This is a genomic window from Yinghuangia sp. YIM S09857 (assembly GCF_051388915.1).
In the GTDB taxonomy this organism is placed as follows: domain Bacteria; phylum Actinomycetota; class Actinomycetes; order Streptomycetales; family Streptomycetaceae; genus Yinghuangia.
The window spans coordinates 146713-169219 of the sequence record NZ_JBPKBH010000005.1 but is presented as its reverse complement, the minus strand read 5'-3'; the positions used below and the strand labels follow the sequence as shown (position 1 = coordinate 169219).

Below are 22507 nucleotides of genomic sequence, written 5' to 3'. Positions count from 1 at the left end.
GGGGCCGCGTCAGACGCCGATGACCTTCGCGAAGGCCTCTTCGTACCGGGTCTCCTCGTCCTCGGTGAGGGCGCGGAAGGGGTGCGCCTTGGCGGCCATCGCCTCGGACGGGAGCACCAGTTCGTTCTTGACGATCTCCGGGTCGAGCTTGACGAGTTCGTCGCGCACGCCGACCACCGGCGAGATGTAGTTGATGGACGCGGTCAGCTTCGCTGCGACGTCCACGCGGTAGTAGTAGTCGATCAGTTTCTCGGCGTTGGCCTTGTGCGCGGCCTTGGTCGGGATCAGCAACTCGTCGGTGCCGATGGGGTATCCGTGCTCGGGAACGGAGAACCGCACGGCGGGGGTGTCCGCCTGGAGCTGGATCAGGTCGCCGGACCACGCCAGGCACGCGGCGATGTCGCCGGACTGGAGCTCCTGCGCATAGTCGTTGCCGGTGAAGCGGCGTATCTGGCCGCTGTCCACCGCCTTCTGGATCTTGTCGATGGCGCCCCGGTAGTCGTCGTCGGTGAACGACTCGGTGGGCTTGCCCATCCCCAGGAGCACCATGCCCACCGTGTCGCGCATCTCCGTCAGCAGCGCGACCTTGCCCTTGAGCTGCGGGTCGGTGAGCAGGTCGTCGACCGTTTTGGGGACGAAGCCGCGGGTGGCCTGCTCGTTGTACGCGATGAGGGTGGACAGTTGCGTCCACGGGTACGCGAACTCCCGGTTCGGATCCCACGAGTTGCCCTTGTAGCGCGGGTCGAGGTTCTTGACCGCGTTGGGCATGTTGGCCGGGTCCATCTTCTGCACGTACCCGCGGCGCACCAGTGTGGAGGCCAGCCAGTCGGTCAGCACGATCAGGTCGCGCTTGGTGTCCGAGCCCTTCGCGAGCTGCGGTTCGATCTTGGCGTAGAACTCGTTGTTGTCGTTGATGTCCTCGGTGTACTTGACGCCGAGGCCGGTCTCCGCGGTGAACGCGTCGAGCGTGGGGTGCTTGTTCTCGTCCTCGGGGTCCACGTCGATGTAGAGCGGCCAGTTGGAGAAGACGATGTCGGAACCGCCGCCGCTGCCGCTGTCGTCCCCACAGGCGGTGAGCAGACCTCCGGCGGCAACGGCCAGTCCGGCCGCGGCACTTCCGCGCAGCATCGTGCGCCTTGACATCGCGGCGCGGACCGCGGCGCCTCGCCCGGAGACAATGCTGCGGAGGGCCGCCGCGCGTACCGGGGCGGACAACCGGTCGAGTGCGTCGGAGATCTCGGGGGCGAGGTCGGAAGGGGAACCGGATCTGTTGTCCCGGGAGTTCATGCGGCGGACCTCCTGAAGGGTGCGGTCGCCCGCGCACCGCCGGGAGAAGCGTGGCGTGCCGGGTGCGGTGCGGGCGGTGCGTGGGACCGAGGGGATGGACCGGGCGGTGCTGCTGGGCGGTGATTCTGGGGCGGTGCGGTTGCAATGCCGTTGCGGTGCCGTTGCAATGCCGTTGCGGTGCCAGTGCCAGTGCCAGTGCCAGTGCCGGTGCCGGAGCCGGAGCCGGAGCGGTGCCGTGCCGGTGCGGTGGTTCAGCGGTGCAGTTCAGTGCAGTGCCTGCACAGTGCCGGTGGGCGGCCGAGGGGGTCCGGTGCGGACCCTGTTCCGCTGGGCATGAACGATTCCGGTGTGCGATCCACTCCGGCAATGGACACAGTGTCAATTCCGGTCACGGAAATTGACGGCCTGTCAGTTTCTCTGGCGTGTCGTGTTCCAGATGTGGCGACACTTCCGGTATATCCGCCGGGGCCCGGACGGCCCGACCCGGACGCGCGGTTGGCGTGTACGCCCCGGTCAGCGCCCCAGCTCGGCGAGCACCCCGTCGTTGAACGGCGGCCACGCCTCGATCGCCCATGTACCGAAATCCCGGTCCGCGAGGCACACGGTCGCGGCACCGGCCTGCGGGTCGACCCACAGGAACGTGCCGCGCTGCCCGAAGTGGCCGAAAGTCGCCGGTGAGTTGCGGGAGCCCGTCCAGTGCGGGGACTTGTGGGCGCGGATCTCGAAGCCGAGGCCCCAGTCGTTCGGCCGCTGGAGCCCGTACCCGGGGACCACGCCGTCGAGGCCGGGGAACACCACCGACGTCGCCTCCGCGACCGTCTCCGGCGCGAGCAGCTTGGGGGCCATCAGCTCGGCTGCGAACCTCGCCAGGTCGTCGACCGTCGAGACACCCCCGGACGCGGGCGAGCCCTCCAGGCTGCTGGCGGCCATGCCCAGCGGGCGGAACACCGCCTCGTTCAGGTAGACGCGGAACGGGATGCCGCAGGCCTGCTCGACGTGCCGGACCAGGACCTCGAAGCCCGCGTTGGAGTAGATGCGCCGGTCGCCCGGACGGGCCATCACGCGCTCGTGGTCGAACGCGTACCCGGCGGTGTGCGCGAGCAGATGCCGCACCGTGGCGCCCTCGGGCCCGGCGGGCTCGTCCAACTCGACGCCGCCCTCCTCGACGGCGACGAGCACGGCGTACGCGGTCAGCGGCTTGGTCACCGAGGCGAGTTGGAACGGCATGCCGGTCGGGCCGTGGGTGCCGAGGACGGCCCCGTCGGCCCCGACCACGGCGGCCGCGGCGTTCGGCACCGGCCAGGACTCGATGACGCGCAGGCTCTCCACGCGACGAGCCTACGGCGAGCGGCCCGGCGCACACCGGCCGCCCCCGCGCGCCGGAGGGTGAAGTGCGGCGGGAGCCTGCCGGGTCCGGGCCTCAGGGCGCGAACATGAGGCTGTCGGGCTCGACCATGCAGAGCACGAACGGCTCGGGACCCGGTTGCGCGTACGTCATCACCGCGACGGAGGGGCAGCCCTCGGCCGTGGTCGCGCCGTCGAGGCGGGCGAGAAGCATGTAGTCGGCGTCGGGACCGGTGCAGTCGGTCAGCGACACGCGCGGCGCGGACTGGGTGCCGATGTTGTGCAGGCAGTCTCCGACCGCGGCCTGGGAGAGGTCGGGCGCGTCCTCGTCGCCGTCGCTCCCGGAGAGTGCCGTGGTCACCGCGACCACGACCACGAGGAGCAGCGCGCCCGCGGCGAGGGCGATCGCCCAAGGGCGCCGGTGCAGGGGGCGTTCGATCGGGGGCGGCGCGGTCGCGGGGGGCTCGCCTTCCGGCGACCGGGTCGCATCCGGCGGCGAGTCCGGTTCCCGTGGCGGGGCCGCTGCCGGCGGCAAGACCGATTCCGGTGGCGAGGCCGCTGCTGTCGGCGAGTCCGGTTCCGGTGGCGAGACCGCTTCCGCTGGTGCGGCCGTGGCCGCGGCGGGCGCCGCGTCCGGGGCCGATATGTCAGGCGTATCGGACGCGTCCGCGGCGTCGGCGATGGGTTTCGGTCCGGGGGAAGGCTGCGTCAAGGGGACCTCGTCGGGCGTGGTGGCAAAGGCCCGAACGTAGCGTCCCCGCTTGGGGATTGACAGTCGTCGGTGTGCGCCGCGGCGGGTTCTGCCCGGGTATGACCGCAAGGTCGGCGGGACAGCCACCGCGTGACAGGCCGCGCATCAACCGACGCTCAGCCGAGGCTCGACGGCGGACCGCCGCCCCTCACTCGCCGAGCAACGGCAGCGCGCTCCGCATCAGGGTGTCGATCTCGGCGGCGCACGCGAGGTAGTCGTCGACCTCGCCGCCGCCCGGGTCCTCGACGTCCTCCCACGTCGCGTCGGTCTCCACCCCGGCGAGGCCGAGCCCGGCGATCCGCGCGGCCAGCGGCTCCTGCCCCTTCGGCAGGGTCGCGACGAGCCGGTGCAGCGTCGTGGTCCGCGCCGCGGCCTCGGGGTGGTTGCGGCGGATGTACGCGACGTGCTCGCAGGCCAGCGCGACGATGACGTCGGCCTCCGCGAGGTGATCGGCGGTGAGCTGGGTGCCGCGGTGGGCGTCCGCGCCGAGGCCCAGCGACTCCAGCGCGCGCCGCGTACGCCAGCTCACCGGCTGCCCCTCGATCACGAACGTCCCGGCGGTGCGCACCCGCCACGCGGGCCGCTCCCGTTCCGCCAGCACCCCGGCGAGGACCGAGCGCGTGGCGTTGCCGGTGCAGATGAAGAGGAGCGAGGGCACGTCGACCATGCCGGAAGGCTAATACCGAGGCCGCAGCGGTCCACCGGTGGCCCGGCGGCGGGGCCGGACACCGCGGTTGCCGCGGCGTCCGCCCTCGTCGTCCAGGGGCTCCGACAGCGCCGGGCCGCCCCGCGGATCGGGGTCAGCCCAAGGCTCTCTCAAATGCGCTCTCTCAGGTCCACTTCTTGCCCTGGAGCAGGCAGTCGTTGCTGCCGTCGCAGTAGGGCTGGTTGCCGGTGTGCCCGCAGCGGCACAGCGCCGCGCGCGTCTCGTGCGTGTGCTTGCCGTCGGCGCCGCGCAGCACCAGATGGCCGCGCAGGACGAAGGGCCCGCCGGCCACCGCGGTCACCGTGGTCGGGTGGACCGGCGTCTCCGGCGCGCCGCCGGTGAGCGTGTAGTGCAGGGCACCGCTGGGGCACCGCGAGATGACCTCGGCGATCTCCTCCGGCGCGGCCGCGGACGCGTCCACCCAGGGCCTGCGGGCGGTGTCGAACACGGCGGGCAGGCCGCGCACGCACTCGCCCGAGTGCAGGCAGCGGTGCGCGTCGAAGGTCACGGTGACGTCTTCGGCCTCGTAGACCTTGGCTTTCGATTCGCTCATGGTCGTCTCCGTCCTCGCCGTCCGCGGACCGGCGCCCCGGCCGACACAGGCGCATGCACCGGCACCCGTACCGGCACACGCGCCGGCTGGGTCAGCCGGCCGCCTCGTCGCGCGGGTCCTCGACAACGAGGTCCTGGTACTCCGGGTGGCGCTCGATCCAGCCCTTCAAGAAGGGGCACAGCGGGAGGACGCCCCGCCCCGAGGCGCGCACGTCGTCCAGCGCGCCCTTGGCGAGCTTGCCCCCGAGGCCCATGCCCTCGAACTTGTCGGACACCTCTGTGTGGGTGAATACGGTCACTTGTTCGGTGGCCATGTACTCGGCGTACCCGGCGGCCTCGCCGTCAACCCGGACCTCATAGCGGTCGTTCTCCGGCAAATGAACGACGGTGACGTCCATCAGGTCCTCATTTTCGGTCGATGGTGAGCGGACGTGAACGCCCGCGAAAAGTCCTCGGACCATTCGACCCTACGACCACCCCGGGCGCGACCCGGCGCTTGACCTGTGCGGGCAGGAAGGTCAACATGCCTTTATCTGACGGGGCGTCATATTTGGGCGCCGGATGTGGAGGAGATGGGCGTGCTGGAACCCGAACCCCTGGCCGGACGTGTCGCTGTGGTCACCGGAGGAGGGGCCGGGATCGGCGGCGGGGTCTCCCGCCTGCTCGCCCGTGCGGGCGCGCTCGTCGTGCTCAACGACATCGACGCCGGGTACGCGGAGGCCGCCGCGAAGGACATCGCCGACGCCGGCGGCAAGGCCGTCACCGTGGTCGGCGACATCCGCGAGCCCGGCACCGTCGCGAGCCTGCGGGACGCCGCGCTCGCGGCCACCCCCGAGGGCCGCGTCGACGTCCTGGTCAACAACGTCGGCGACTACCGGCCGTCGTCGGTCTTCCTGCGCAGCACCGAGGAGGACTGGGCCGCGTCGCACGCGATCAACTTCGAGCACGTACTGCGCGTCACGCACGCCCTGCTGCCGCCGATGATCGAGAGCGGCGGGGGCAGCATCGTCAACGTGTCCACGGTCGAGGCGCTGCGCGGCATCCCGGGCTGCCCGGTGTACTCGGCGTACAACGCCGCGGTCATCGCGTTCACCAAGAGCCTCGCGGTCGACGTCGGTCGCAAGGGGGTGCGCGTGAACTGCATCGCCCCCGACATGGCGCAGACGTTGCAGACCCCGCGCGAGCAGATGCTGCGCGGCCGGGACGAGAAGCTGATCCAGTCGTGGATCCCGGTCGGACGCTTCGGCGAGCCGGACGAGTACGCCCAGGTCGTGCTGTTCCTGGCGTCCGACGCCTCGTCGTTCGTCACCGGCCACGTGGTCCCGGTCGACGGCGGCACCACGGCCGCGAGCGGTTGGTACGGCAAGGCGGACGGCCGCGGCTGGACCAACCTCCCGGACCACGCCTGATCCGTGCCGTCGGCTCCGCCGGTCCGGCGGAGCCTTCTCCGGGTGAGCCCGCCCCCGCCCGCCTCCCGCCCCGCAATTGCGGGAACCGCCATGCGAATTCGATCGTCAGGGCGGGTATCAGGCGACGGAGAGCACACCGGGACCGACAGGGGGCGGCGGAGATGGCGGTACGTGCGGGCGGTGCGGGAGCGCGGCGTTCACCGGGATGGCTGGCGGCGCTGCTGGTCGGCGCGGAGGTTCTCGCGGTCGGCGTGTGGGCGCTGGTCGAGGCGGCGGGGGTCGGCCAGGAGCCGTACCTGCTGGGCGTCTACGGCGGCGGGGGCGGCATCGCGGTCATCGTGCTGTGGTGGCTGTTCGCCCGCGACACCCGGACCGTCGAGGTGGTCCGCCGCCGCGAGAACCAGGACCGCGAGGCGCGGGCCGCCCTGCTGCGGCTGGACCGCATGGACCCGGTGCGCCTGGGCGACCACGTCGCCGACCTGTGCCGCCGCGACGGGCTCGCCGACGTCGAGGCGGTACGGGTGCACGACGACGCGCACTCGGTCGACGTCACCGGCACGCTCGTGGACGGCACGGGCGTCGTCGTACGGTGCCGCGCCGCGGCCGGGGCGGCGACGGTGTCCGGATCGCTCGTGGAGCGGCTGGTCGAGGACGAGCAGCACGAGGGGCGTACGCGCGTCCTCGCCACCACCGCGGGCGGCTTCTCGCGCAAGGCGCACGACCTCGCCGCGGCGGACGGCGCGCCGCAGTTGCTCGACCGCCGTGCGCTCGCGCGCTGGGACCTGGAGGCCGAGATCCCGGCCGCGCTGCGAGCGGCCGACTCCGCGGAGGAGGAGGGCACGGCCGCGCCGGCGGCGGACCCGGACGACCCGGCCGCCCGCCCGCGGCGCCTGCCCCGGGCCCGGCGGTCAGCCGCAGCAGCCCCCGCCGCAGCACGCCCCGCCGCCTCCGGACGGCCGCGGCGCGGGAGCGGGTCCTGAGCCCAGCCCACCGGAGATCCCGACCGCGGACAACAGCTTGACCGTGTCGTCGTGCCCCGCCGGGCACGCCGCCGGCGCCGCAGACTCCGCCATCGGGCGGTTCACGGTGAAGGTGTCCCCACACGCACGGCATCGAAAGTCGTAATTGGGCATGCCCCACAGCGTACCGACGCCCCACCCCGAGCCCCAGCCCCGCCCAGACGCGCTGCGCGCGGCGCGGTGGGAGGGGGTGGGCCGCGGCCAGGTTCGGCGGGCCGAAGATGCACCAACTTCCGGCACTCGGGGGCGACTACGTCGCCGACCGATCGTCACTCCGCTTTTCGTTGTGCGGGGGCTCGTCGCCGGCGCGGTGATGCCGCAGAACATCGTGACCGAAAGCAGCCCCATGACGGACGGCGTCGTGGCCGCGTTGCGGCTCTTGGGCTCGGCGAAGGCCGGGACGCCGTTGCTCACCGCCTCGACGCCGGTCAGCGCCGCACAGCCGGAGGCGAACACGCGCGGGGTCAGGAAGAACAGCGCGAGCCCCGCGTAGCCGCCCGCGCCGTCCACCACGCCGGGTGCAGCACGGCCGTTCCGCCGAACGACGGCACGAGCAGGATCTCGCCGGTGGCGTACGCGACCGAGGACAGCGGGTCGGAGCAGAACACGGCAGGGCGAGGCGCTTCGGCAGCAGCGTCCGGCTCATCTGCGCGGTGCGCGGCGGCCGTCCGAGCAGGAGGTTCCCGGGGAGCCGGGGCACGCGTGCGCCAGTGCCCGGAGCGTCGCCTTTCACCCGTGATGTTCACTCGTACGGGTGGTGTGACGGCGCGACTACTACTAGCTTCGTCGGTACGTCAGCACCCAGGACAAGAACTCCCGTACCCCCGCAAGTTCGTCCGCACGTCCGTTCGTGGCGAGCACCGCCGCCGTGCCGAGGAGGACACGTGGTGTACCAGCGGCCAGGACAGCCCGGAAGCATGCTCAACTTCCAGGAGAGGTACGACAATTTCATCGGCGGCAAGCAGGTGCCGCCGGTCCGCGGCGAGTACTTCCCCAACATCTCGCCGGTCACCGGGCAGCAGTACTGCGAGGTCGCCCGCTCGACCGCGGAGGACATCGAACTGGCCCTCGACGCCGCGCACGCCGCCGCCGAGTCGTGGGGGCGCACCAGCACCACCGAGCGCTCGCGCGTCCTGCTGCGGATCGCGGACCGTATGGAGGAGAACCTCGAACGGCTCGCCGTCATCGAGACGTGGGACAACGGCAAGCCGGTCCGCGAGACGCTGGCCGCCGATCTCCCGCTCGCCGTCGACCACTTCCGCTACTTCGCGGGCGTGATCCGGGCGCAGGAGGGCTCGATCGCGCAGATCGACGACGACACGGTCGCGTACCACTTCCACGAACCGCTGGGCGTGGTCGGGCAGATCATCCCGTGGAACTTCCCGCTGCTGATGGCGACGTGGAAGCTCGCCCCGGCCCTGGCGGCCGGCAACTGCGTGGTGCTCAAGCCGGCCGAGCAGACCCCGGTGTCGATCCTGGTGTTCCTGGAGTTGATCGCCGACCTGCTGCCGCCCGGCGTCGTCAACGTCGTCAACGGCTTCGGGTTCGAGGCCGGCAAGCCCCTGGCGAGCAGCAAGCGCGTCGCGAAGGTCGCCTTCACCGGCGAGACCACGACCGGCCGCCTGATCATGCAGTACGCCAGCGAGAACATCATCCCGGTCACGCTCGAACTCGGCGGCAAGAGCCCCAACATCTTCTGCGCCGACGTGCTGGCCGCGGACGACGACTACCTCGACAAGGCGGTCGAGGGGTTCGTCATGTTCGCCCTCAACCAGGGCGAGGTCTGCACGTGTCCGTCGCGCGCGCTGATCCAGGAGTCGGTCTACGACGCGTTCATGGATCGGGCGTTGGAGCGCACTCGGGCGATTGTGCAGGGCGACCCGCTCGACCCGGCGACGATGGTCGGCGCGCAGGCGTCGAACGACCAACTGGAGAAGATCCTCTCCTACCTCGACATCGGCCGGCAGGAAGGCGCCGAGGTGCTGGTCGGCGGCAACCGCAAGATCGTCGAGGGGCTGGAGGAGGGCTACTACGTCGAGCCGACGATTTTCCGCGGCACCAACGACATGCGCATCTTCCAGGAGGAGATCTTCGGACCGGTCGTGTCGGTGACCACGTTCGGGGACGAGGCGGAGGCGCTGCGCCTCGCCAACGACACGCTGTACGGGCTGGGCGCGGGCGTGTGGACGCGCGACGCGACGCGGGCGTACCGCCTGGGCCGCGAGATCAAGGCCGGGCGGGTGTGGACGAACTGCTACCACGCGTACCCCGCGCACGCGGCGTTCGGCGGGTACAAGGCGTCCGGCATCGGGCGCGAGACCCACCGGATGATGCTCGACCACTACCAGCAGACCAAAAACCTGTTGGTGAGCTACAGCCCGAAGCGGCTCGGGTTCTTCTAGACCGGGGCCGGTGAACCCTTCCGGTCACGGCACCAGGGCGGGGCCGGGTCTTCCGGAACGAGCCCGGGGCGACTCCCGGGCGGGAGGGGCGCGCATGGTGGAGAAGGTCGCGATCACCCCGGCGGCGTCCGCGCTGCTCGGCGAACTGGCCGAGCGGCACGGGCCCCTGATGTTCCATCAGAGCGGCGGCTGCTGCGACGGCTCGTCGCCGATGTGCTATCCGCGCGGCGAGTTCCGGGTGGGCGACGCGGACGTCTACCTGGGGCGGGTCGCGGACACACCGTTCTACATCAGTGCCGCGCAGTACGCGTACTGGCGGCACACGCACCTGACCGTCGACATCGTGCCGGGGCGCGGCGGCGGGTTCTCGGTGGAGGCGCCGACCGGGTTCCGCTTCCTGATCCGCTCGCGCGTGTTCTCGGACGGCGAGGCGGCGGAGCTGGAGCGTGAGCCGGTGGTCACCGGCCCGGTCGACTGAGCGGCGCGGCCGACCGGGCGGCGGCAACCCTGCTTCCGCGCATCTGATCACGCGTCGCGGTCGCTCGTTGCCCGTGCCCGGTGCGCCGCTCGGCTCGCGATCCGAAGGGCGCCCCGCGCGTGCGCGGCGCGGGGCGTCCGGTGCCGCTACGCGGCGGTGTAGCGGATGGGGTCGTCGAGGGTGGCGGGGCCGGCCTGGCCGCGTTTGACGAGGTGGCGGAGGTGGGCGGCGGCCTCGCTCAGGGCGATCTGGCGGTTCTGGGCGTTGAGTTGCTCCCAGGGGCGGTTCCAGTCCATGCCGACGGCGATCTCCCACAGGGTCAGCGGCGCGGCGACGAGGCGGGCGTGCAGGGTTGCGAGGCGCTTCTCGTGGAAGGCGGTGATCTCGTCGACGCGGGCCGCGGCGTCGGTGAACAGGTACTTGTGGGCCGGGAGGACGCCGGTGACCGGCATCGAGGCGACCTTGGCCAGCGAGGCCAGGAAGTCGCCGAGCGGGTCGGATTCCTCGGTGTCCTCGTACAGGCCGATGTGCGGGGTGATCTCGGGCAGCAGGTGGTCGCCGGAGAGCAGGCGCCCGGCGCGTTCGCCGCGGGTGCCGATGGCCTCTTCGAGGTGCAGGCAGACGTGGCCCGGGGTGTGGCCCGGCGTCCAGACGATCCGTACGTCGCGACCGGCCACGTCGGCCAGTTCGCCGTGCACGAGGGTGCGGTCCGGGGTGGCGAGGCGCATGCGCGGCTTGCTGGCCATCGAGGCGGTGCGCAGGCCGGTGAGGTCGTCCAGCGCCGACTGCGGCGCCCCCGCGGCCCGCAGGATCTCCAGGTGGTGGTCGAGCCACTGGGAGCGCGGCGCGGTGTTGAAGAGGTGGACGTGCGCCGCGTCGGCCTCGTGCATCGCGAGCCACGCGCCCGACGCGTCGACGATCGCCTGCGACAGGCCGTGGTGGTCGGGGTGGTTGTGGGTGACCAGCACCCCGTGCACGTCGGTGATCGAGGTGCCGATCGACTCCAGGCCCGCGGTCAGCGCCGCGAGCGAGGCGGGGTCGTCCCAGCCGGCGTCCACGAGCACGGGTCCGCGCTCGCTCTCCAGGACGTAGACGAGCGTGTTGCCCAGCGGGTTGTCCGGGATCGGCACCGGCACGGTCCACACGCCGCCGCCGAGGTCCGTGGCGGTAACGGTGGTTGACGCCTTGTCAGGTGCCTTGTCGGGCTCCGTTGCCGGCATGGGCGTCCTCCCCGGGTCGGTGCACTATGCACGATTCTAATGCGCAATATAGTTGACGAGGTCTAGTAATTCCGAAGGGGGTGGCACGCGGGGCATTATGGGACGCAAGGTGAGACTCCAGTCTCATTGGTGCCGGGAATCCGTTGTTACCACCGCGTGCAACTGATATCTGTTCTACTCAGCGGACGCATGCCTTGCGCCGACCCGACATCCAGGCAGCCAGCCCCAGGAGGACCAGGTGACGGACGTGTTGGACCACGGTCAACTGTTCATCGGCGGGAGCCTCGTCGATCCGCACGGGTCGGACGTCATCGAGGTGGTGTCCCCGCACACCGAGCAGGTCATCGGGCGCGTGCCGCATGCCTCGAAGGCCGATGTCGACGCCGCCGTCGCCGCCGCGCGCAAGGCGTTCGACCACGGCCCCTGGCCGCGCATGACGCTGGAAGAGCGCCTTGAGGTCGTCGGGCGCATCAAGGACGCGTTCATGACCCGCTACGAGGAGATCGCGAAGCTGGTCAGCTCGCAGAACGGCTCGCCTTACTCGTGGAGCATCTTCGCCCAGTCGATGGGCGCCGGGATGCTGTACGACACGGCCGTCAACACCGCCCGCGCGTACCAGTGGGAGGAGCGCCGCGCCGGCGTGCTCAACCCGCTCGTCGTGCGCCGCGAGCCGGTCGGGGTGGTCGCGGCGGTGGTGCCGTGGAACGTCCCGCAGTTCGTCACCGCCGCCAAGCTCGGCCCGGCCTTCGCCGCGGGCTGCACGGTGGTCCTGAAGCCGTCCCCCGAGACGCCGCTCGACGCGTACATCCTCGCCGAGATATGCAAGGACGCCGGGCTGCCGGACGGTGTGCTCAACATCGTCCCGGCCGACCGCGAGGTCAGCGAATACCTCGTCGGGCACCCGGACATCGACAAGGTCGCGTTCACGGGCTCGGTCAACGCCGGCAAGCGCATCATGGAGGTCGCGGCCCGCAACCTCACGCGCGTGACCCTCGAACTCGGCGGCAAGTCCGCGGCGATCATCCTGCCGGACGCCGACCTGGAGCACACGGTCACCGGCCTGATGCCCAACGCGTACATGAACAACGGCCAGGCGTGCGTGTCGCAGACCCGGATCCTGGTCCCGCGCAGCCGCTACGACGAGGTCAGCGAGCGCATCGCGGCGTGGGTGTCCGAGCTCGTCGTCGGCGACCCGCTGGACGCCGCGACGCAGGTCGGCCCGCTGGTCGCGGACCGGCAGCGGCAGCGCTCGCTCGACTACATCGCGATCGCCCGGGACGAGGGCGCCAAGCTGCTGGTCGGCGGCGGCCGCCCGGCGTCGCAGCCGACCGGCTGGTACGTCGAGCCGACGCTGTTCGGCGAGGTGGACAACGCGATGCGCGTCGCGCGCGACGAGATCTTCGGCCCGGTCGTCTGCCTGCTGCCGTACGGCGACGAGGCGGAGGCCGTGAAGATCGCGAACGATTCGGAGTACGGCCTGTCGGGCAGTGTGTGGACCGAGGACATCGAGCGCGGCCTCGGCATCGCGCGGCAGGTGCGCACCGGGACGTACTCGGTGAACACCTACGGCGTCGACTTCAACGGCCCGTTCGGCGGGTTCAAGAACTCCGGCATCGGCCGCGAGTTCGGCCCCGAGGGCCTGGCGGCGTACGTCGAGAGCAAGTCCATCGCGATGCCCAAGGGCTACGAGGGCTGACGCGCCCGCGCGGCACCGCCCGTCCCACGCTCTCGGTACGGGCGGTGCCACCGGAACGCGCGTACGAACGGTACGACCGGCACGACACGAGAACCGCGAACGAAGAGGTGAGTTACCCGATGGGCGACAAGTGGCGCGTCGAGGTCGACAGGTCCGTGTGCATCGGTTCGGGCATGTGCATCGGCAGCGCGCCCGACGACTTCAAGCTCGACGCGGGCCGGCAGTCGCACCCGCGCCTGGAGATCCTGGACTCCTCGGAGGCGATCATGGAGGCCGCCGAGAGCTGCCCAGTCGAGGCGATCAGCATCGTGGACGCGGAGTCCGGCGAGCCGGTCTTCCCGCCGGAGTGACGGCGGAGCCCGGGCACCCGCGCGGTCGGGCGGTTCCGGCGGCCGGCCTCACCGGTCGGCCCGGAAACCGCCCCCGTGCGGTTCTCCGCGCTTGCGACACGTGTCACCGGCCGTGCCGGGCCGCGGTCTAGCCGGCGGCCCGTCCGCCGCCCACCGGGTCGTCGGACGCGTCGTCCGGTGTGCTCTCCGGGATCAGCCGCGCGACCGTCTCGATGTCCAGGCGGACCTGCGAGATCGACGCGCGGCCGTTCAGCCACGAGATCAGCGACGAGTGCCAGGTGTGCGTGATCACCCGGATCACCGCCAACTCCTCGGTGCTCGGCTCGACCGTGTCGTCCTCGTGGATCGCCTCGAAGATCATCTGCGTGGTGATCCGGCTCACACCGTCCACCTCCGCCGACACCGAGCGGTCGGCGAACTGGAGCGCGCGCATCATCGCCTCGGTCAGGTGCGGTTCGCGCTGCATGCCGCGGAAGGCGCGCAGCAGCGTGTCCACGACCCGGTCGCGCGGCGGCAGGCCCTTGTTGGGCTTGCGGCGGAGCTGGCCGCCGAGTTGTTCGAGCTGGTCGTACATCGTGGCGACGAGCAGGTGCACCTTCGAGGGGAAGTAGCGGTACAGCGTGCCGAGCGCGACCTCGGACAGTTCGGCCACCTCGCGCATCTGCACGGAGTCGTACCCGCCCTGTGCCGCGAGGCGCGTCGTGGCCCGCAGGATCCTGCGTCTGCGGGCCTCCTGGCGCTCGGTGAGGGGCGCTCCCGGGGCCTTGGTGTACGTCGTCATCATCCGCCCGTCTGTCGTCGTCCTGGGCATGCCGGACACTGGTGTTCACCTGACTGCACTTCAGATACGGCCGTTGCGTGTGTTACGGGTCACGCCGTGGCCGTTGTGACCGGTGCCCGGCGGTATCTTGCAGTCTCCGACGGGCCAATCTGCGCTCAATACTGAAACTCGTTCTAGATTACGCGACTACTATGCTCCGCCAAGAGCGTCGAAGGGGGCCATTCGTGATACGGAAGACCGTGGGGGCCGAGGAATCCCCGGCCTCCGCCGCGCCTTCCCCCGCGGATCGGCCGCTCAGAATCGCCCTCCTGGCGTACCGCGGCGACCCTTTCTGCGGCGGTCAGGGAGTGTACGTCCGGCACCTGTCGCGCGAGCTGGCCCGCCTCGGGCACCACGTCGAGGTCATCACCGGGCCGCCGTACGCCGTCGTGGACGACGTGCCCGGCAACCCGGTCGGGCTCACCAAGCTCCCCAGCCTCGACCTGTACCGCGACCCGGACCCCTTCCGGCTGCCGCGCCCGCGCGAGTACCGCGACTGGATCGACGTCCTCGAAGTGGGCGGCATGCTCACCGCCGGGTTCCCCGAGCCGCTGACCTTCTCGCTCCGCGCCGCCCGCCATCTCCGGGACCGACGCGGCGAGTTCGACGTCGTGCACGACAACCAGACGCTCGGCTACGGCCAACTCGCGCTGCCGCGCATGGGGTACCCGCTGGTCACCACCATCCACCACCCGATCACGGTGGACCGCGCCCTGGAGATCGCCGAGGCCGCGACGATCCGCCGCAAGATCACGCTGCGCCGCTGGTACGGCTTCACCACCATGCAGAAGCGCGTGTCCGCGCGCCTCCCCGAGGTCGTCACCGTCTCCGGCTCCTCGAAGGCCGAGATCGTCGAGCACCTCGGCGTCTCCCCGGACCGCGTCTCGGTCGTCCCGGTCGGCGCCGACACCGAGTTGTTCTCGCCGAGCGACACGATCGCCAAGGTGCCCGGGCGCGTCGTGACCACCGCGAGTGCGGACGTACCGCTCAAGGGCCTGATCTTCCTGGTCGAGGCGCTGGCCAAGCTGCGCACCGAACGCGAGGCCGAACTGGTGGTCGTGGGCAGGCCGAAGGCCGACGGGCCGGTCATGCGGGCGATCCGGCAGCTCGGCCTGGGCAAGTCGGTGCGCTTCGTCAGCGACCTGACCGACGCGGAGCTGGTCGACCTGATCCGCAGCGCCGAGGTGGCCTGCGTACCGTCGCTGTACGAGGGCTTCTCGCTGCCCGCCGCCGAGGCGATGAGCTGCGGGACCGCGCTCGTGGCCAGCACCGGCGGGGCGATACCCGAGGTCGCCGGTGCGGACGGCGAGACCTGCCTCGCGGTGCCGCCCGGCGACTCCGAGGCGCTGCGCAAGGCCATCGGCCGCCTGCTCGACGAGCCGGAGCTGAGAGCGCGGCTGGGGCGCAACGGCCGGGCCCGCGTCCTGGAACGCTTCACGTGGCGCAACGCGGCGGTCCTGACCGCCGAGCGCTACCGCGCCGCGATCGACGCCCGCGCGGTGCACGCCTAGCCTCACGTCCCGCTGCCGCCCGACCGCCCGAACGACCTCGCGAAGCCTTAGCAGTTCTGCACAGGAGACGGAGCCGCCGACTTGCTCACCGTGGATTTCTCACGCTTCCCGCTGGCGCCGGGGGACCGCGTCCTCGACCTCGGCGCCGGCGGCGGCCGTCACTCGTTCGAGGTGCTGCGACGCGGCGCGCACGTGGTCGCGCTGGACCGCAACGAGGACGACGTCCGCGAGGTCAACGCCATGTTCGCGGCGATGTCGGAGGCGGGCGAGGCCCCCGGGGGCGCCACCGCGGTCGCGGTGACCGGCGACGCGCTCGCCCTGCCCTTCCCCGACGACAGCTTCGACCGCGTGATCATCTCCGAGGTGCTGGAGCACATCCCGGACGACAAGGGCGTGCTGGCGGAGATCTTCCGGGTGCTCAAGCCGGGCGGACTGGCCGCGATGACGGTGCCGCGCTACGGGCCGGAGAAGGTCTGCTGGGCGCTGTCGGACGCGTACCACGAGGTCGAGGGCGGGCACATTCGCATCTACCGCGGGCACGAGCTGGTCGAGCGGGTCGAGGCCGCCGGGTTCGAGCCGTACGCCGACCACTTCACGCACGCGCTGCACTCGCCGTACTGGTGGATCAAGTGCGCGGTCGGCGTCGACAACGACAAGGCGCTGCCGGTGCGGATGTACCACAAGCTGCTGGTCTGGGACATCATGAAGGCCCCGCGCACGACGCGCTGGGCGGAGAAGGCGCTCAACCCGCTCATCGGCAAGAGCTTCGTCGTGTACGCGGTCAAGCCGCGCACCACCACCGCCGAGGACGCGGCGTGACGCGCCTCGGGGCCCATGGGGGCACGGGCCGGGGTTCGCTCGAAATCCTGGCCCTGGACGGGGTTCTGACGGTTGATCAGATCGGGCGCACGATCGACGGCATCGCGGCGGTGCAGCGGCCGGACGGCTCGATCCCGTGGTTCGTGGGCGGGCACCTGGACCCGTGGGACCACACCGAGGCCGCGATGGCGCTGGACCTCGCGGGGCGTCACGACCTCGCGGAGCGGGCGTACCGCTGGCTGGCGTCGCGGCAGAACGCGGACGGATCGTGGTACGCCGCGTACACGGACGGCGTGGTCACCGACCACAACAAGGAGGCCAACTTCACCGCGTACCTCGCGGTCGGCCTCTGGCACCACCATCTCCTCACCGGGGACGAGGAGTTCCTGGTGCGCATGTGGCCGCACCTGAAGTCGGCCACGCAGTTCATCCTCGACCTCCAGGCGCCGGGCGGCGAGATCCGCTGGAAGCGGGAGGCCGACGGGACGGCGGTGCCGGACGCGCTGCTGACCGGCTCGTCCAGCATGTACCAGGCGCTGCGCTGTGCCCTCGCGGTCGCCGACCACCTCGGCGAACCGCAGCCCGACTGGGAGTTGGCCACCGGGCGGCTGGGCCACGCGGTCGTGTCGCACCCCGAGCGGTTCCTCGACAAGAACCGCTACTCGATGGACTGGTACTACCCGATCCTCGGCACCGCCCTGCGCGGCGACGCGGCCCAGGCGCGCATCGCCGACCAGTGGGACACCTTCGTCGTCCCCGGCCTCGGCGCGCGCTGCGTCTCGGACCGCCCGTGGGTCACCGGCGCCGAGAGCTGCGAACTCGCCATAGCCCTCTGGGCGTTGGGCCAGAGCGACCGCGCCGTCGAGATCGTCTCCTGGATCCAGCGCCTCCGCCACGATGACGGCCTCTACTGGACCGGCTACGTCTTCGAGGACGACGCCATCTGGCCCGAGGAACGCACGGCATGGACCGCGGGGGCGATGATCCTCGCCACCGCCGTCCTCGGCGGCGAACCGGCCACCACAACGGTCTTCGGCGGCACCGAAGGCTACGCCGACACCGCCCTCCCGGTAGGCCTCGCCCCGGCCGACGTACGCTGCGACAGCGAACTCTGCTTCGACCCGCGCTGAGGGTGGTCGGCCGCGTCCGCGGTCTCGGGGCGCCGGGGTCCGGGTCGGGGCCGAGGTCGGGGCCGAGGCGAACAATGAACGCCATCGCCAGCAGCTCTCCGGAGCCCTCCGGAGTTCTCCAGGATGGGGACAGGCATGACCGAGCCGATGTACGCGTGGGACCACGACGAGTACTGCGACCGCTTCGTCGCCGAGGCGGACCGGTTCGCGGCGGTGTTGGCCGGGGCGGACCTCACGACCGAGGTGCCGACCTGTCCGGGTTGGACGCTCGCGAAGCTCGTGAAGCACGCGGGGATCGCGCACGCGTGGTCGGCGGCGAACGTGCGGGCGGGAGCGGCGCCGGGGCCCGTACCGGCGCGGTCGCTGGACCTGGGACTGCCGGACGACCCCTCGGGGCTGCCGGAGTGGCTGGCCGCGGGGGCGCGGCGGTCGGCGGCGTACCTCAAGGCCTCCGGCCCGGACGCTCCGGCGTGGACCTTCGGTCCGGAGCCGCACGCCCGCTTCTGGGGCCGTCGCATGCTGCACGAAACGACGGTCCACCGCGTCGACGCCGAACTCGCCTTGGGTTTTGAACCCGTGGTCGACCCGGAGGTCGCGGTCGACTGCATCGACGAACTCCTCACGGTGATCCCGGGCGCGGGGACTTCGCCCCGCGACTTCCCCGGTGGGACCGGGGAAACCCTGCACATCCACACCTCGGGCGGCCCACGCGCGGGGGAGTGGACCATCACCCTCTCGCCGGACGGCTACACCTGGACCCGAGGCCACGCCAAGGGCGACGCGGCCCTGCGCGGCGACGCGGTGGCCGTCATGCTGGTGTTGCATCGACGAAGGGAACTGCCGGACGGCGTAGAGGTGTTCGGCGATGATTCGGTACTGACGCGCTGGCTCGCGGCGACGGCTCTGTAGTCCGTTTACGTTGGCACCGGCACAGGATTGTCCGGCTCATCAAGCCAGACTGTTTCGTTGTCGCCCGCCTTCACGGTGAGCCCGAACCGGTCGAAGTCCGGGCGGCCTTGCGCGTCCCACCACCGCCAGGCCGTTTCGAGTTCGTCCCAGAGGTGCCGGGGACCCGACTGCCGGACGTCGTACTGGACGGCGTCCGGCTCGTAGTCGGCCGTTGCCCAACTCGTGGCGTCGGTGTCGTACAGCCAGAGCGTGTACGAGCCGCCCTCGTAGCGCTCGACGCGGCAGAACATGCGGGGGACTTGCACGCCGATCGCGAACATGTCGATCCAGTCGCCGACTTGGTCCGGTGACAGTGCGGTCGATCTCTCTTCGCTGTCGGCCGGCCACGGTTCGGTGAGGTAGGCCTTGAACGGCGGGCGCTCCACGCGCTGTTGCCGCAGACGCATGAACGCCGAGGATCCGGTGAACCGCCCGGACGCGGAGCCGTCCTCGGCCACGGTCAGCCGTACGATCCCCTCGCCGCCGTACGTCGGTCCCCAAGGCGCGACGATCAACCCGCCGGGGCGCGTCTGCGCGAGCCAGGCGGATGGGACGTGCCCGATGGAGCAGGTCGCGATGAGCCGGTCGTACGGCGCGTGTTCGGGTGCTCCGAGCGAACCGTCCCCGGCGACGAGGACCGGATCCGTCACCGATTTTCGCGAGCCGCCGACGGGCCTCCTCGGCCACGGCGGCGTCGACTTCGACCGACACCACGTTCGCGGCCCCGACGCGATGCGCAAGCAGGGCCGCGTTCCAGCCTGTTCCGGTGCCGATCTCCAGGACACGGTGGCCGGGTTGGACGTCGAGCGCCGCCAGCATCAAGAAGACCATGCGTGGCATGCTGCTGGAACTGGACGGCGTGGTACCGCGGTTGGGGCCGTCATACGTTCCGTCGTCCCATTGCGTGGTGATCGGTACGTCCTGGTAGACCGTCCGCAACCACAGTTCGGGGTTGTCGCCCCGGATCACCCGGTCGTCCTGCCGGTTTTCGTCCGCCCGCCCCGGCCAAATCACGTCAGGAACGAAGTGTTCCCGCGGCGTGGCGAGGTACGCCGCAAGCCAATCCCCGGTCAACGCCCCAAGCCCCACCAGCGCAGCACCCAACCCCTCAGGGCCGCCCGCCGCGGTGTCATCGTCCGTCACCCGCGACCTACTTTCCGTCAGCGGGACGCTGACCATCACTGGTGTTCCCACCTTCGTCCGACCCGCCGCCGCCGTGCTGCGACCCCTTGTTGGAGTCGTCCTGCTTCTTGCCCTCCATGATGTGCGATGCCGGGCTGTCACCCGGGGCGCGCATCACGCGTCCGAGGTCGGTGGCGGCGATGGTCCATTCCATGCCGCCGCGTTCGGGGCGGAGGTAGACGGTACGCCGATCGTGGCCGGCGTCGAGAACATCCATCACGCGCTGGCGGCCGTACACAGTGTCCAGGACCGCGCCGATCTCGGGGTCCGTGTGTGTTACGGACGTGACTTCGGTCATCGGAACTCCGTTTCGAAAGGGGGCTGTCGGCTGATGCGAGCCAAACGGGAGACCCGTCCTCGGCAACCACCAGGCAACCGCAGGCTGTTGCGACGAGCCAGCGCAGCACTGCGGCACTTGTGCGTCATACTTGCGGCATCGGCTGCGCTGACCAGGACAAACGCTCCGCAGACTGGGGGAATGCCAGTGCGTACCACCCGTCAGGACCTCGCAGCGCGCCGCAAGGCTCTCGGCTTCAGCCAGGAGGCGCTCGCGGAGCGATTACGCGTAGACCGCAGCACGATCTGCCGTTGGGAGCGAGGTACGGCCGACCCACAGCCGTTCCTGCGACCGCTGTTGGCCCGCCTCCTGAAGCTGTCCGCGGCCCAACTGGACGCGATCCTGGCCGCGCCTTCCCCCCACCTGGCAATGGAACTCGTTTCCGACACGCGCAGTTTGGTGGCCGTGCCGGGAGCGGAGGGTAAGACGACTGCGGGAGACCTTGACGAAATGATCCGCCGTGATTTCATGCGTCTGGCTACGATCTCCGGAACGCTACTGGCACTGCCGACAGTTGAAGCTGTCGCGGCCGACTTCGATGAGACAGGAGCGCCTCGAGGCGGCACGAACGACCCCGAGCAACTGAACGCGCATCTGTGGCATGTTTTTGCCCTCGCCCCGTCCAAGGGCGCAGTCTTCCCCGTTGTGCGCGAGCAACTGGCTATTCTCGCCGCCGGACTCAGGTCGGCGCGTACTGACACCGCGCATCGACGCCTCTGCGCCCTTGCTGCGGACCTCTTCCAACTGGCCGGCGAGATCTTCTTCGACGCGAACCGCTATACCGACGCCGCCTACTGTTACAGCCTCGCGGCCTCCGCCGGGCGGGAGGCCCAAGCGTTCGACCTGTGGGCCTGCGCGTTGACCCGGCACGCCTACATCAGCGTGTACGAGCAGCGCTTCGCCGATGCGGCGCCGCTGCTGGCCACTGCTGCCCTTGTCGCCCGACGCGGTGACGACCGGCTGTCGACCCGACACTGGATCTCCGCGGTGCAGGCTGAAACGTACGCTGGGCTCGGCGACTTGGACGAGTGCAAGCGGTCGCTGGATGCCGCTGAAGACGTCCACACCCTCCGTGGCAAGGTCCACAACGACGGGTGGCTCCGCTTTGACGGGTCACGTCTCGCCGAGGAACGGGGCACTTGCTACCTCCAACTTGCCCGCTCCGACTTGGCGGAGCAAGCCCTCACCACTGCACTCGCTCAGCGACTGTCCCCACGACGTCGCAGCGGCGTCCTCATCGACTTGGCGGCCCTTGGCACTCAACGCCGTGATCTGGACAGTGCCATTCACTACGGAAGCGCAGCCGTCGAACTGGCGCGGCAAACGAACTCCGGCTACGTCGGGCGTAGGCTGCAAGGGCTGTCTGGTCGGCTCGACCCGTACAAGGGCGACAACCGGACCACGCACTTGCTGGACGCCATTGCGGCGCTGGATTGAGCGTCGTCGGCAAGAGGTGAGAGGAACTGTTTTGGACGTGGAGCCCGGTCGCTACTTCCGCGAGGCGTGGATTGCGGGCGTACTCAAGCACTTTCCCGGTGAGCCGAAGCCCGGCTACATCGCCCCATGGGACGAAACACCGGACTGGGAACGCCAGGCGGCCGCAGCCGTTCACGCTCAGGTCCAAGCCTTCGTCGAGGTGAGCGGCGGCAACACCGCGAAGCTCGACCGCGTCCAACGGGGGCGCTTCGTCGCCACCTGTTGGATCGCCCAGATCCACAAGCACATCGAGTCGCCCAAGCCCGCGTACGTCGCCGACTGGGACGACCTCCCCAAGTGGCAGCAGGAAACCGACGCCGACATCTTCGACTCGATCGAGCAACGGGTCCTGGCCGCCTGAACGCCAGTTCGCGGCGAGTCAGCGGACTCGGCGGGCAGGAGGCTGCGCTCGGGCACCGCGTACTCGGGGAACCATCCGTCTGCGGCGCAGCCGGGCACGCGACCGAGGATCAAGGCGACGATGGTGTTCGGTACCGGGCCGCGAACTGAGCTGATGCCTGGTCCAGCAAGGGATGTTCGACGTCGTCCAACGAAACCCGGGCGGACGGGATGGGGAGGTCCAGATCCTCCCTGAGGACGCGCGGCGTCGGGCGCATGGGTGCCTCGGGAGGCTCAGCCATCCCACTCCCCGACCCCGCCGAGTTGCTCGATGCGTTCCGGGGACAGCCCTGTCAGCATCGACACGTTCGACGACAACGACCCGTCCAGCACCCGCATTGCCTCGACCATGCCGCGGCGCACGTCCGCCCGGCGCTGCTCCAAGTAGGCACGTACCGCCTCGGCGACCAGGTCCTTCTTGGTCACCCCGAGGCAGTGCGCCCCCTGGGAAATCAACTCATCGGTCGCCGGGTCCACCTTCAGCGGCGCCTGGCGCTTCGCCGCCCCGGCCGTGGTCGGTATCGACATCGCATCCACCTCCTCCATCAGAGGACCTAAGTACCTCAAGTGCACGTAGGGGAATATGGCGCGTCTCGGTGCTCGGCTGCCCCCGGTTGCTCTCCATCGCGATCCGCCTTCATGGGCTGGGGCGCGGCGCGGTCGGGGGCCGC

Annotated in this window: 24 protein-coding genes and 2 pseudogenes; 12 read left to right on the top strand and 14 right to left on the bottom strand. The window is 70.8% G+C overall.

Going from position 1 to position 22507, the window contains the following annotated elements; genetic code table 11:
- Positions 1 to 9 precede the first annotated feature (9 nt).
- The 6 genes from ACRX5S_RS12250 to ACRX5S_RS12225 all read right to left on the bottom strand — a co-directional run bounded on the left by ACRX5S_RS12250 (position 10) and on the right by ACRX5S_RS12225 (position 5038).
- Complete coding sequence (locus tag ACRX5S_RS12250) at positions 10 to 1287, bottom strand: polyamine ABC transporter substrate-binding protein (protein ID WP_436772909.1); 1278 nt, start codon at positions 1285 to 1287, stop codon at positions 10 to 12.
- 513 nt (positions 1288 to 1800) lie between these two features.
- Positions 1801 to 2616 (bottom strand): serine hydrolase domain-containing protein, encoded by an 816-nt coding sequence (locus ACRX5S_RS12245; RefSeq protein WP_436772908.1) that lies wholly within the window; start codon positions 2614 to 2616, stop codon positions 1801 to 1803.
- Between the two features lie 91 nt (positions 2617 to 2707).
- The gene (locus ACRX5S_RS12240) at positions 2708 to 3166 is read right to left on the bottom strand and encodes an LppU/SCO3897 family protein (RefSeq protein ID WP_436772907.1); all 459 of its coding nucleotides are present in this window, start codon (positions 3164 to 3166) and stop codon (positions 2708 to 2710) included.
- 364 nt (positions 3167 to 3530) lie between these two features.
- Positions 3531 to 4049 (bottom strand): hypothetical protein, encoded by a 519-nt coding sequence (locus tag ACRX5S_RS12235; RefSeq protein WP_436772906.1) that lies wholly within the window; start codon positions 4047 to 4049, stop codon positions 3531 to 3533.
- A gap of 163 nt (positions 4050 to 4212) precedes the next feature.
- Entirely contained in the window at positions 4213 to 4641 is a 429-nt protein-coding gene (locus ACRX5S_RS12230; protein ID WP_436772905.1) for a (4Fe-4S)-binding protein, read from the bottom strand.
- Between the two features lie 91 nt (positions 4642 to 4732).
- Positions 4733 to 5038 carry a GNAT family N-acetyltransferase gene (locus tag ACRX5S_RS12225; RefSeq protein ID WP_436772904.1) on the bottom strand — a complete coding sequence of 102 codons (306 nt, stop codon included), beginning with the start codon at positions 5036 to 5038 and terminating at the stop codon, positions 4733 to 4735.
- A 180-nt stretch (positions 5039 to 5218) separates the two neighbouring features.
- Between ACRX5S_RS12225 and ACRX5S_RS12220 the strand changes: the two genes are divergently transcribed.
- Positions 5219 to 6049 (top strand): SDR family NAD(P)-dependent oxidoreductase, encoded by an 831-nt coding sequence (locus tag ACRX5S_RS12220; protein WP_436772903.1) that lies wholly within the window; start codon positions 5219 to 5221, stop codon positions 6047 to 6049.
- A 161-nt stretch (positions 6050 to 6210) separates the two neighbouring features.
- Positions 6211 to 7029 carry a restriction endonuclease gene (locus ACRX5S_RS12215; protein ID WP_436772902.1) on the top strand — a complete coding sequence of 273 codons (819 nt, stop codon included), beginning with the start codon at positions 6211 to 6213 and terminating at the stop codon, positions 7027 to 7029.
- On the opposite strand, the gene ACRX5S_RS12210 is transcribed toward ACRX5S_RS12215, so the two are convergent.
- Both ACRX5S_RS12210 and ACRX5S_RS12205 read right to left on the bottom strand, forming a co-directional pair.
- On the bottom strand, positions 6958 to 7182 hold the full coding sequence (locus tag ACRX5S_RS12210) for an FmdB family zinc ribbon protein (RefSeq protein ID WP_436773201.1): 225 nt from the start codon (positions 7180 to 7182) through the stop codon (positions 6958 to 6960). The genes ACRX5S_RS12215 and ACRX5S_RS12210 overlap by 72 nt on opposite strands.
- Before the next feature lie 186 nt (positions 7183 to 7368).
- Positions 7369 to 7563: pseudogene (locus tag ACRX5S_RS12205) on the bottom strand (hypothetical protein); the annotation flags it as partial.
- Positions 7564 to 7952: 389 nt separating this feature from the next.
- Here ACRX5S_RS12205 and adh point away from each other — a divergent pair.
- The gene (adh, locus tag ACRX5S_RS12200; protein WP_436772901.1) at positions 7953 to 9470 is read left to right on the top strand and encodes an aldehyde dehydrogenase; all 1518 of its coding nucleotides are present in this window, start codon (positions 7953 to 7955) and stop codon (positions 9468 to 9470) included.
- Between the two features lie 94 nt (positions 9471 to 9564).
- Positions 9565 to 9948 carry a DUF779 domain-containing protein gene (locus ACRX5S_RS12195; RefSeq protein WP_436772900.1) on the top strand — a complete coding sequence of 128 codons (384 nt, stop codon included), beginning with the start codon at positions 9565 to 9567 and terminating at the stop codon, positions 9946 to 9948.
- A 146-nt stretch (positions 9949 to 10094) separates the two neighbouring features.
- Here ACRX5S_RS12195 and ACRX5S_RS12190 read toward each other — a convergent pair whose 3' ends face one another.
- Positions 10095 to 11168: an MBL fold metallo-hydrolase gene (locus tag ACRX5S_RS12190; RefSeq protein WP_436772899.1), complete on the bottom strand. Its 1074-nt coding sequence runs from the start codon at positions 11166 to 11168 to the stop codon at positions 10095 to 10097.
- A 238-nt stretch (positions 11169 to 11406) separates the two neighbouring features.
- Between ACRX5S_RS12190 and ACRX5S_RS12185 the strand changes: the two genes are divergently transcribed.
- The gene (locus tag ACRX5S_RS12185) at positions 11407 to 12864 is read left to right on the top strand and encodes an aldehyde dehydrogenase (protein ID WP_436772898.1); all 1458 of its coding nucleotides are present in this window, start codon (positions 11407 to 11409) and stop codon (positions 12862 to 12864) included.
- A gap of 119 nt (positions 12865 to 12983) precedes the next feature.
- Positions 12984 to 13214, top strand: a complete 231-nt coding sequence (locus ACRX5S_RS12180; protein ID WP_436772897.1) for a ferredoxin — start codon at positions 12984 to 12986, stop codon at positions 13212 to 13214.
- A 127-nt stretch (positions 13215 to 13341) separates the two neighbouring features.
- Here ACRX5S_RS12180 and ACRX5S_RS12175 read toward each other — a convergent pair whose 3' ends face one another.
- Entirely contained in the window at positions 13342 to 14025 is a 684-nt protein-coding gene (locus ACRX5S_RS12175; protein ID WP_436772896.1) for a TetR family transcriptional regulator, read from the bottom strand.
- Between the two features lie 161 nt (positions 14026 to 14186).
- Here ACRX5S_RS12175 and ACRX5S_RS12170 point away from each other — a divergent pair, with 161 nt between their 5' ends.
- The 4 genes from ACRX5S_RS12170 (at position 14187) to ACRX5S_RS12155 (ending at position 18403) form a co-directional block, all read left to right on the top strand.
- On the top strand, positions 14187 to 15545 hold the full coding sequence (locus ACRX5S_RS12170; protein WP_436772895.1) for a glycosyltransferase family 4 protein: 1359 nt from the start codon (positions 14187 to 14189) through the stop codon (positions 15543 to 15545).
- Between the two features lie 81 nt (positions 15546 to 15626).
- On the top strand, positions 15627 to 16364 hold the full coding sequence (locus ACRX5S_RS12165) for a class I SAM-dependent methyltransferase (protein ID WP_436772894.1): 738 nt from the start codon (positions 15627 to 15629) through the stop codon (positions 16362 to 16364).
- Positions 16361 to 17494, top strand: coding sequence for a prenyltransferase (locus ACRX5S_RS12160; protein ID WP_436772893.1), 1134 nt, complete (start codon positions 16361 to 16363; stop codon positions 17492 to 17494). The genes ACRX5S_RS12165 and ACRX5S_RS12160 overlap by 4 nt, the downstream gene beginning before the upstream one ends.
- 135 nt (positions 17495 to 17629) lie before the next feature.
- Positions 17630 to 18403 carry a maleylpyruvate isomerase family mycothiol-dependent enzyme gene (locus ACRX5S_RS12155; protein WP_436772892.1) on the top strand — a complete coding sequence of 258 codons (774 nt, stop codon included), beginning with the start codon at positions 17630 to 17632 and terminating at the stop codon, positions 18401 to 18403.
- Positions 18404 to 18408: 5 nt separating this feature from the next.
- Here the strand turns inward: ACRX5S_RS12155 and ACRX5S_RS12150 are convergent, their stop codons facing one another.
- From ACRX5S_RS12150 to ACRX5S_RS12140, 3 genes and pseudogenes are all read right to left on the bottom strand, one after another.
- Positions 18409 to 19092 (bottom strand): hypothetical protein, encoded by a 684-nt coding sequence (locus ACRX5S_RS12150; RefSeq protein WP_436772891.1) that lies wholly within the window; start codon positions 19090 to 19092, stop codon positions 18409 to 18411.
- Between the two features lie 61 nt (positions 19093 to 19153).
- Positions 19154 to 19261, bottom strand: a pseudogene (locus ACRX5S_RS12145) (protein-L-isoaspartate(D-aspartate) O-methyltransferase); the annotation flags it as partial.
- A 331-nt stretch (positions 19262 to 19592) separates the two neighbouring features.
- Positions 19593 to 19922 (bottom strand): hypothetical protein, encoded by a 330-nt coding sequence (locus ACRX5S_RS12140; protein ID WP_436772890.1) that lies wholly within the window; start codon positions 19920 to 19922, stop codon positions 19593 to 19595.
- Positions 19923 to 20102: 180 nt separating this feature from the next.
- Between ACRX5S_RS12140 and ACRX5S_RS12135 the strand changes: the two genes are divergently transcribed.
- Both ACRX5S_RS12135 and ACRX5S_RS12130 read left to right on the top strand, forming a co-directional pair.
- The gene (locus ACRX5S_RS12135) at positions 20103 to 21398 is read left to right on the top strand and encodes a helix-turn-helix transcriptional regulator (protein ID WP_436772889.1); all 1296 of its coding nucleotides are present in this window, start codon (positions 20103 to 20105) and stop codon (positions 21396 to 21398) included.
- A 37-nt stretch (positions 21399 to 21435) separates the two neighbouring features.
- A complete protein-coding gene (locus ACRX5S_RS12130; protein WP_436773200.1) occupies positions 21436 to 21798 on the top strand; it encodes a hypothetical protein in 363 nt (120 codons plus the stop codon).
- A 272-nt stretch (positions 21799 to 22070) separates the two neighbouring features.
- On the opposite strand, the gene ACRX5S_RS12125 is transcribed toward ACRX5S_RS12130, so the two are convergent.
- Positions 22071 to 22364 (bottom strand): hypothetical protein, encoded by a 294-nt coding sequence (locus tag ACRX5S_RS12125; RefSeq protein WP_436772888.1) that lies wholly within the window; start codon positions 22362 to 22364, stop codon positions 22071 to 22073.
- Positions 22365 to 22507: the final 143 nt, after the last annotated feature.

Coding starts and splice junctions, on each gene's coding strand:
- ACRX5S_RS12230 (WP_436772905.1), bottom strand. CDS start 4,641: ATGAGCGAATCGAAAGCCAAGGTCTACGAGGCCGAAGACGTCACCGTG.
- ACRX5S_RS12250 (WP_436772909.1), bottom strand. CDS start 1,287: ATGAACTCCCGGGACAACAGATCCGGTTCCCCTTCCGACCTCGCCCCC.
- ACRX5S_RS12140 (WP_436772890.1), bottom strand. CDS start 19,922: ATGACCGAAGTCACGTCCGTAACACACACGGACCCCGAGATCGGCGCG.
- ACRX5S_RS12215 (WP_436772902.1), top strand. CDS start 6,211: ATGGCGGTACGTGCGGGCGGTGCGGGAGCGCGGCGTTCACCGGGATGG.
- ACRX5S_RS12190 (WP_436772899.1), bottom strand. CDS start 11,168: ATGCCGGCAACGGAGCCCGACAAGGCACCTGACAAGGCGTCAACCACC.
- ACRX5S_RS12235 (WP_436772906.1), bottom strand. CDS start 4,049: ATGGTCGACGTGCCCTCGCTCCTCTTCATCTGCACCGGCAACGCCACG.
- ACRX5S_RS12135 (WP_436772889.1), top strand. CDS start 20,103: ATGCCAGTGCGTACCACCCGTCAGGACCTCGCAGCGCGCCGCAAGGCT.
- ACRX5S_RS12125 (WP_436772888.1), bottom strand. CDS start 22,364: ATGTCGATACCGACCACGGCCGGGGCGGCGAAGCGCCAGGCGCCGCTG.
- ACRX5S_RS12155 (WP_436772892.1), top strand. CDS start 17,630: ATGACCGAGCCGATGTACGCGTGGGACCACGACGAGTACTGCGACCGC.
- ACRX5S_RS12195 (WP_436772900.1), top strand. CDS start 9,565: ATGGTGGAGAAGGTCGCGATCACCCCGGCGGCGTCCGCGCTGCTCGGC.
- ACRX5S_RS12170 (WP_436772895.1), top strand. CDS start 14,187: ATGCTCCGCCAAGAGCGTCGAAGGGGGCCATTCGTGATACGGAAGACC.
- ACRX5S_RS12180 (WP_436772897.1), top strand. CDS start 12,984: ATGGGCGACAAGTGGCGCGTCGAGGTCGACAGGTCCGTGTGCATCGGT.
- ACRX5S_RS12210 (WP_436773201.1), bottom strand. CDS start 7,182: ATGCCCAATTACGACTTTCGATGCCGTGCGTGTGGGGACACCTTCACC.
- ACRX5S_RS12175 (WP_436772896.1), bottom strand. CDS start 14,025: ATGCCCAGGACGACGACAGACGGGCGGATGATGACGACGTACACCAAG.
- ACRX5S_RS12225 (WP_436772904.1), bottom strand. CDS start 5,038: ATGGACGTCACCGTCGTTCATTTGCCGGAGAACGACCGCTATGAGGTC.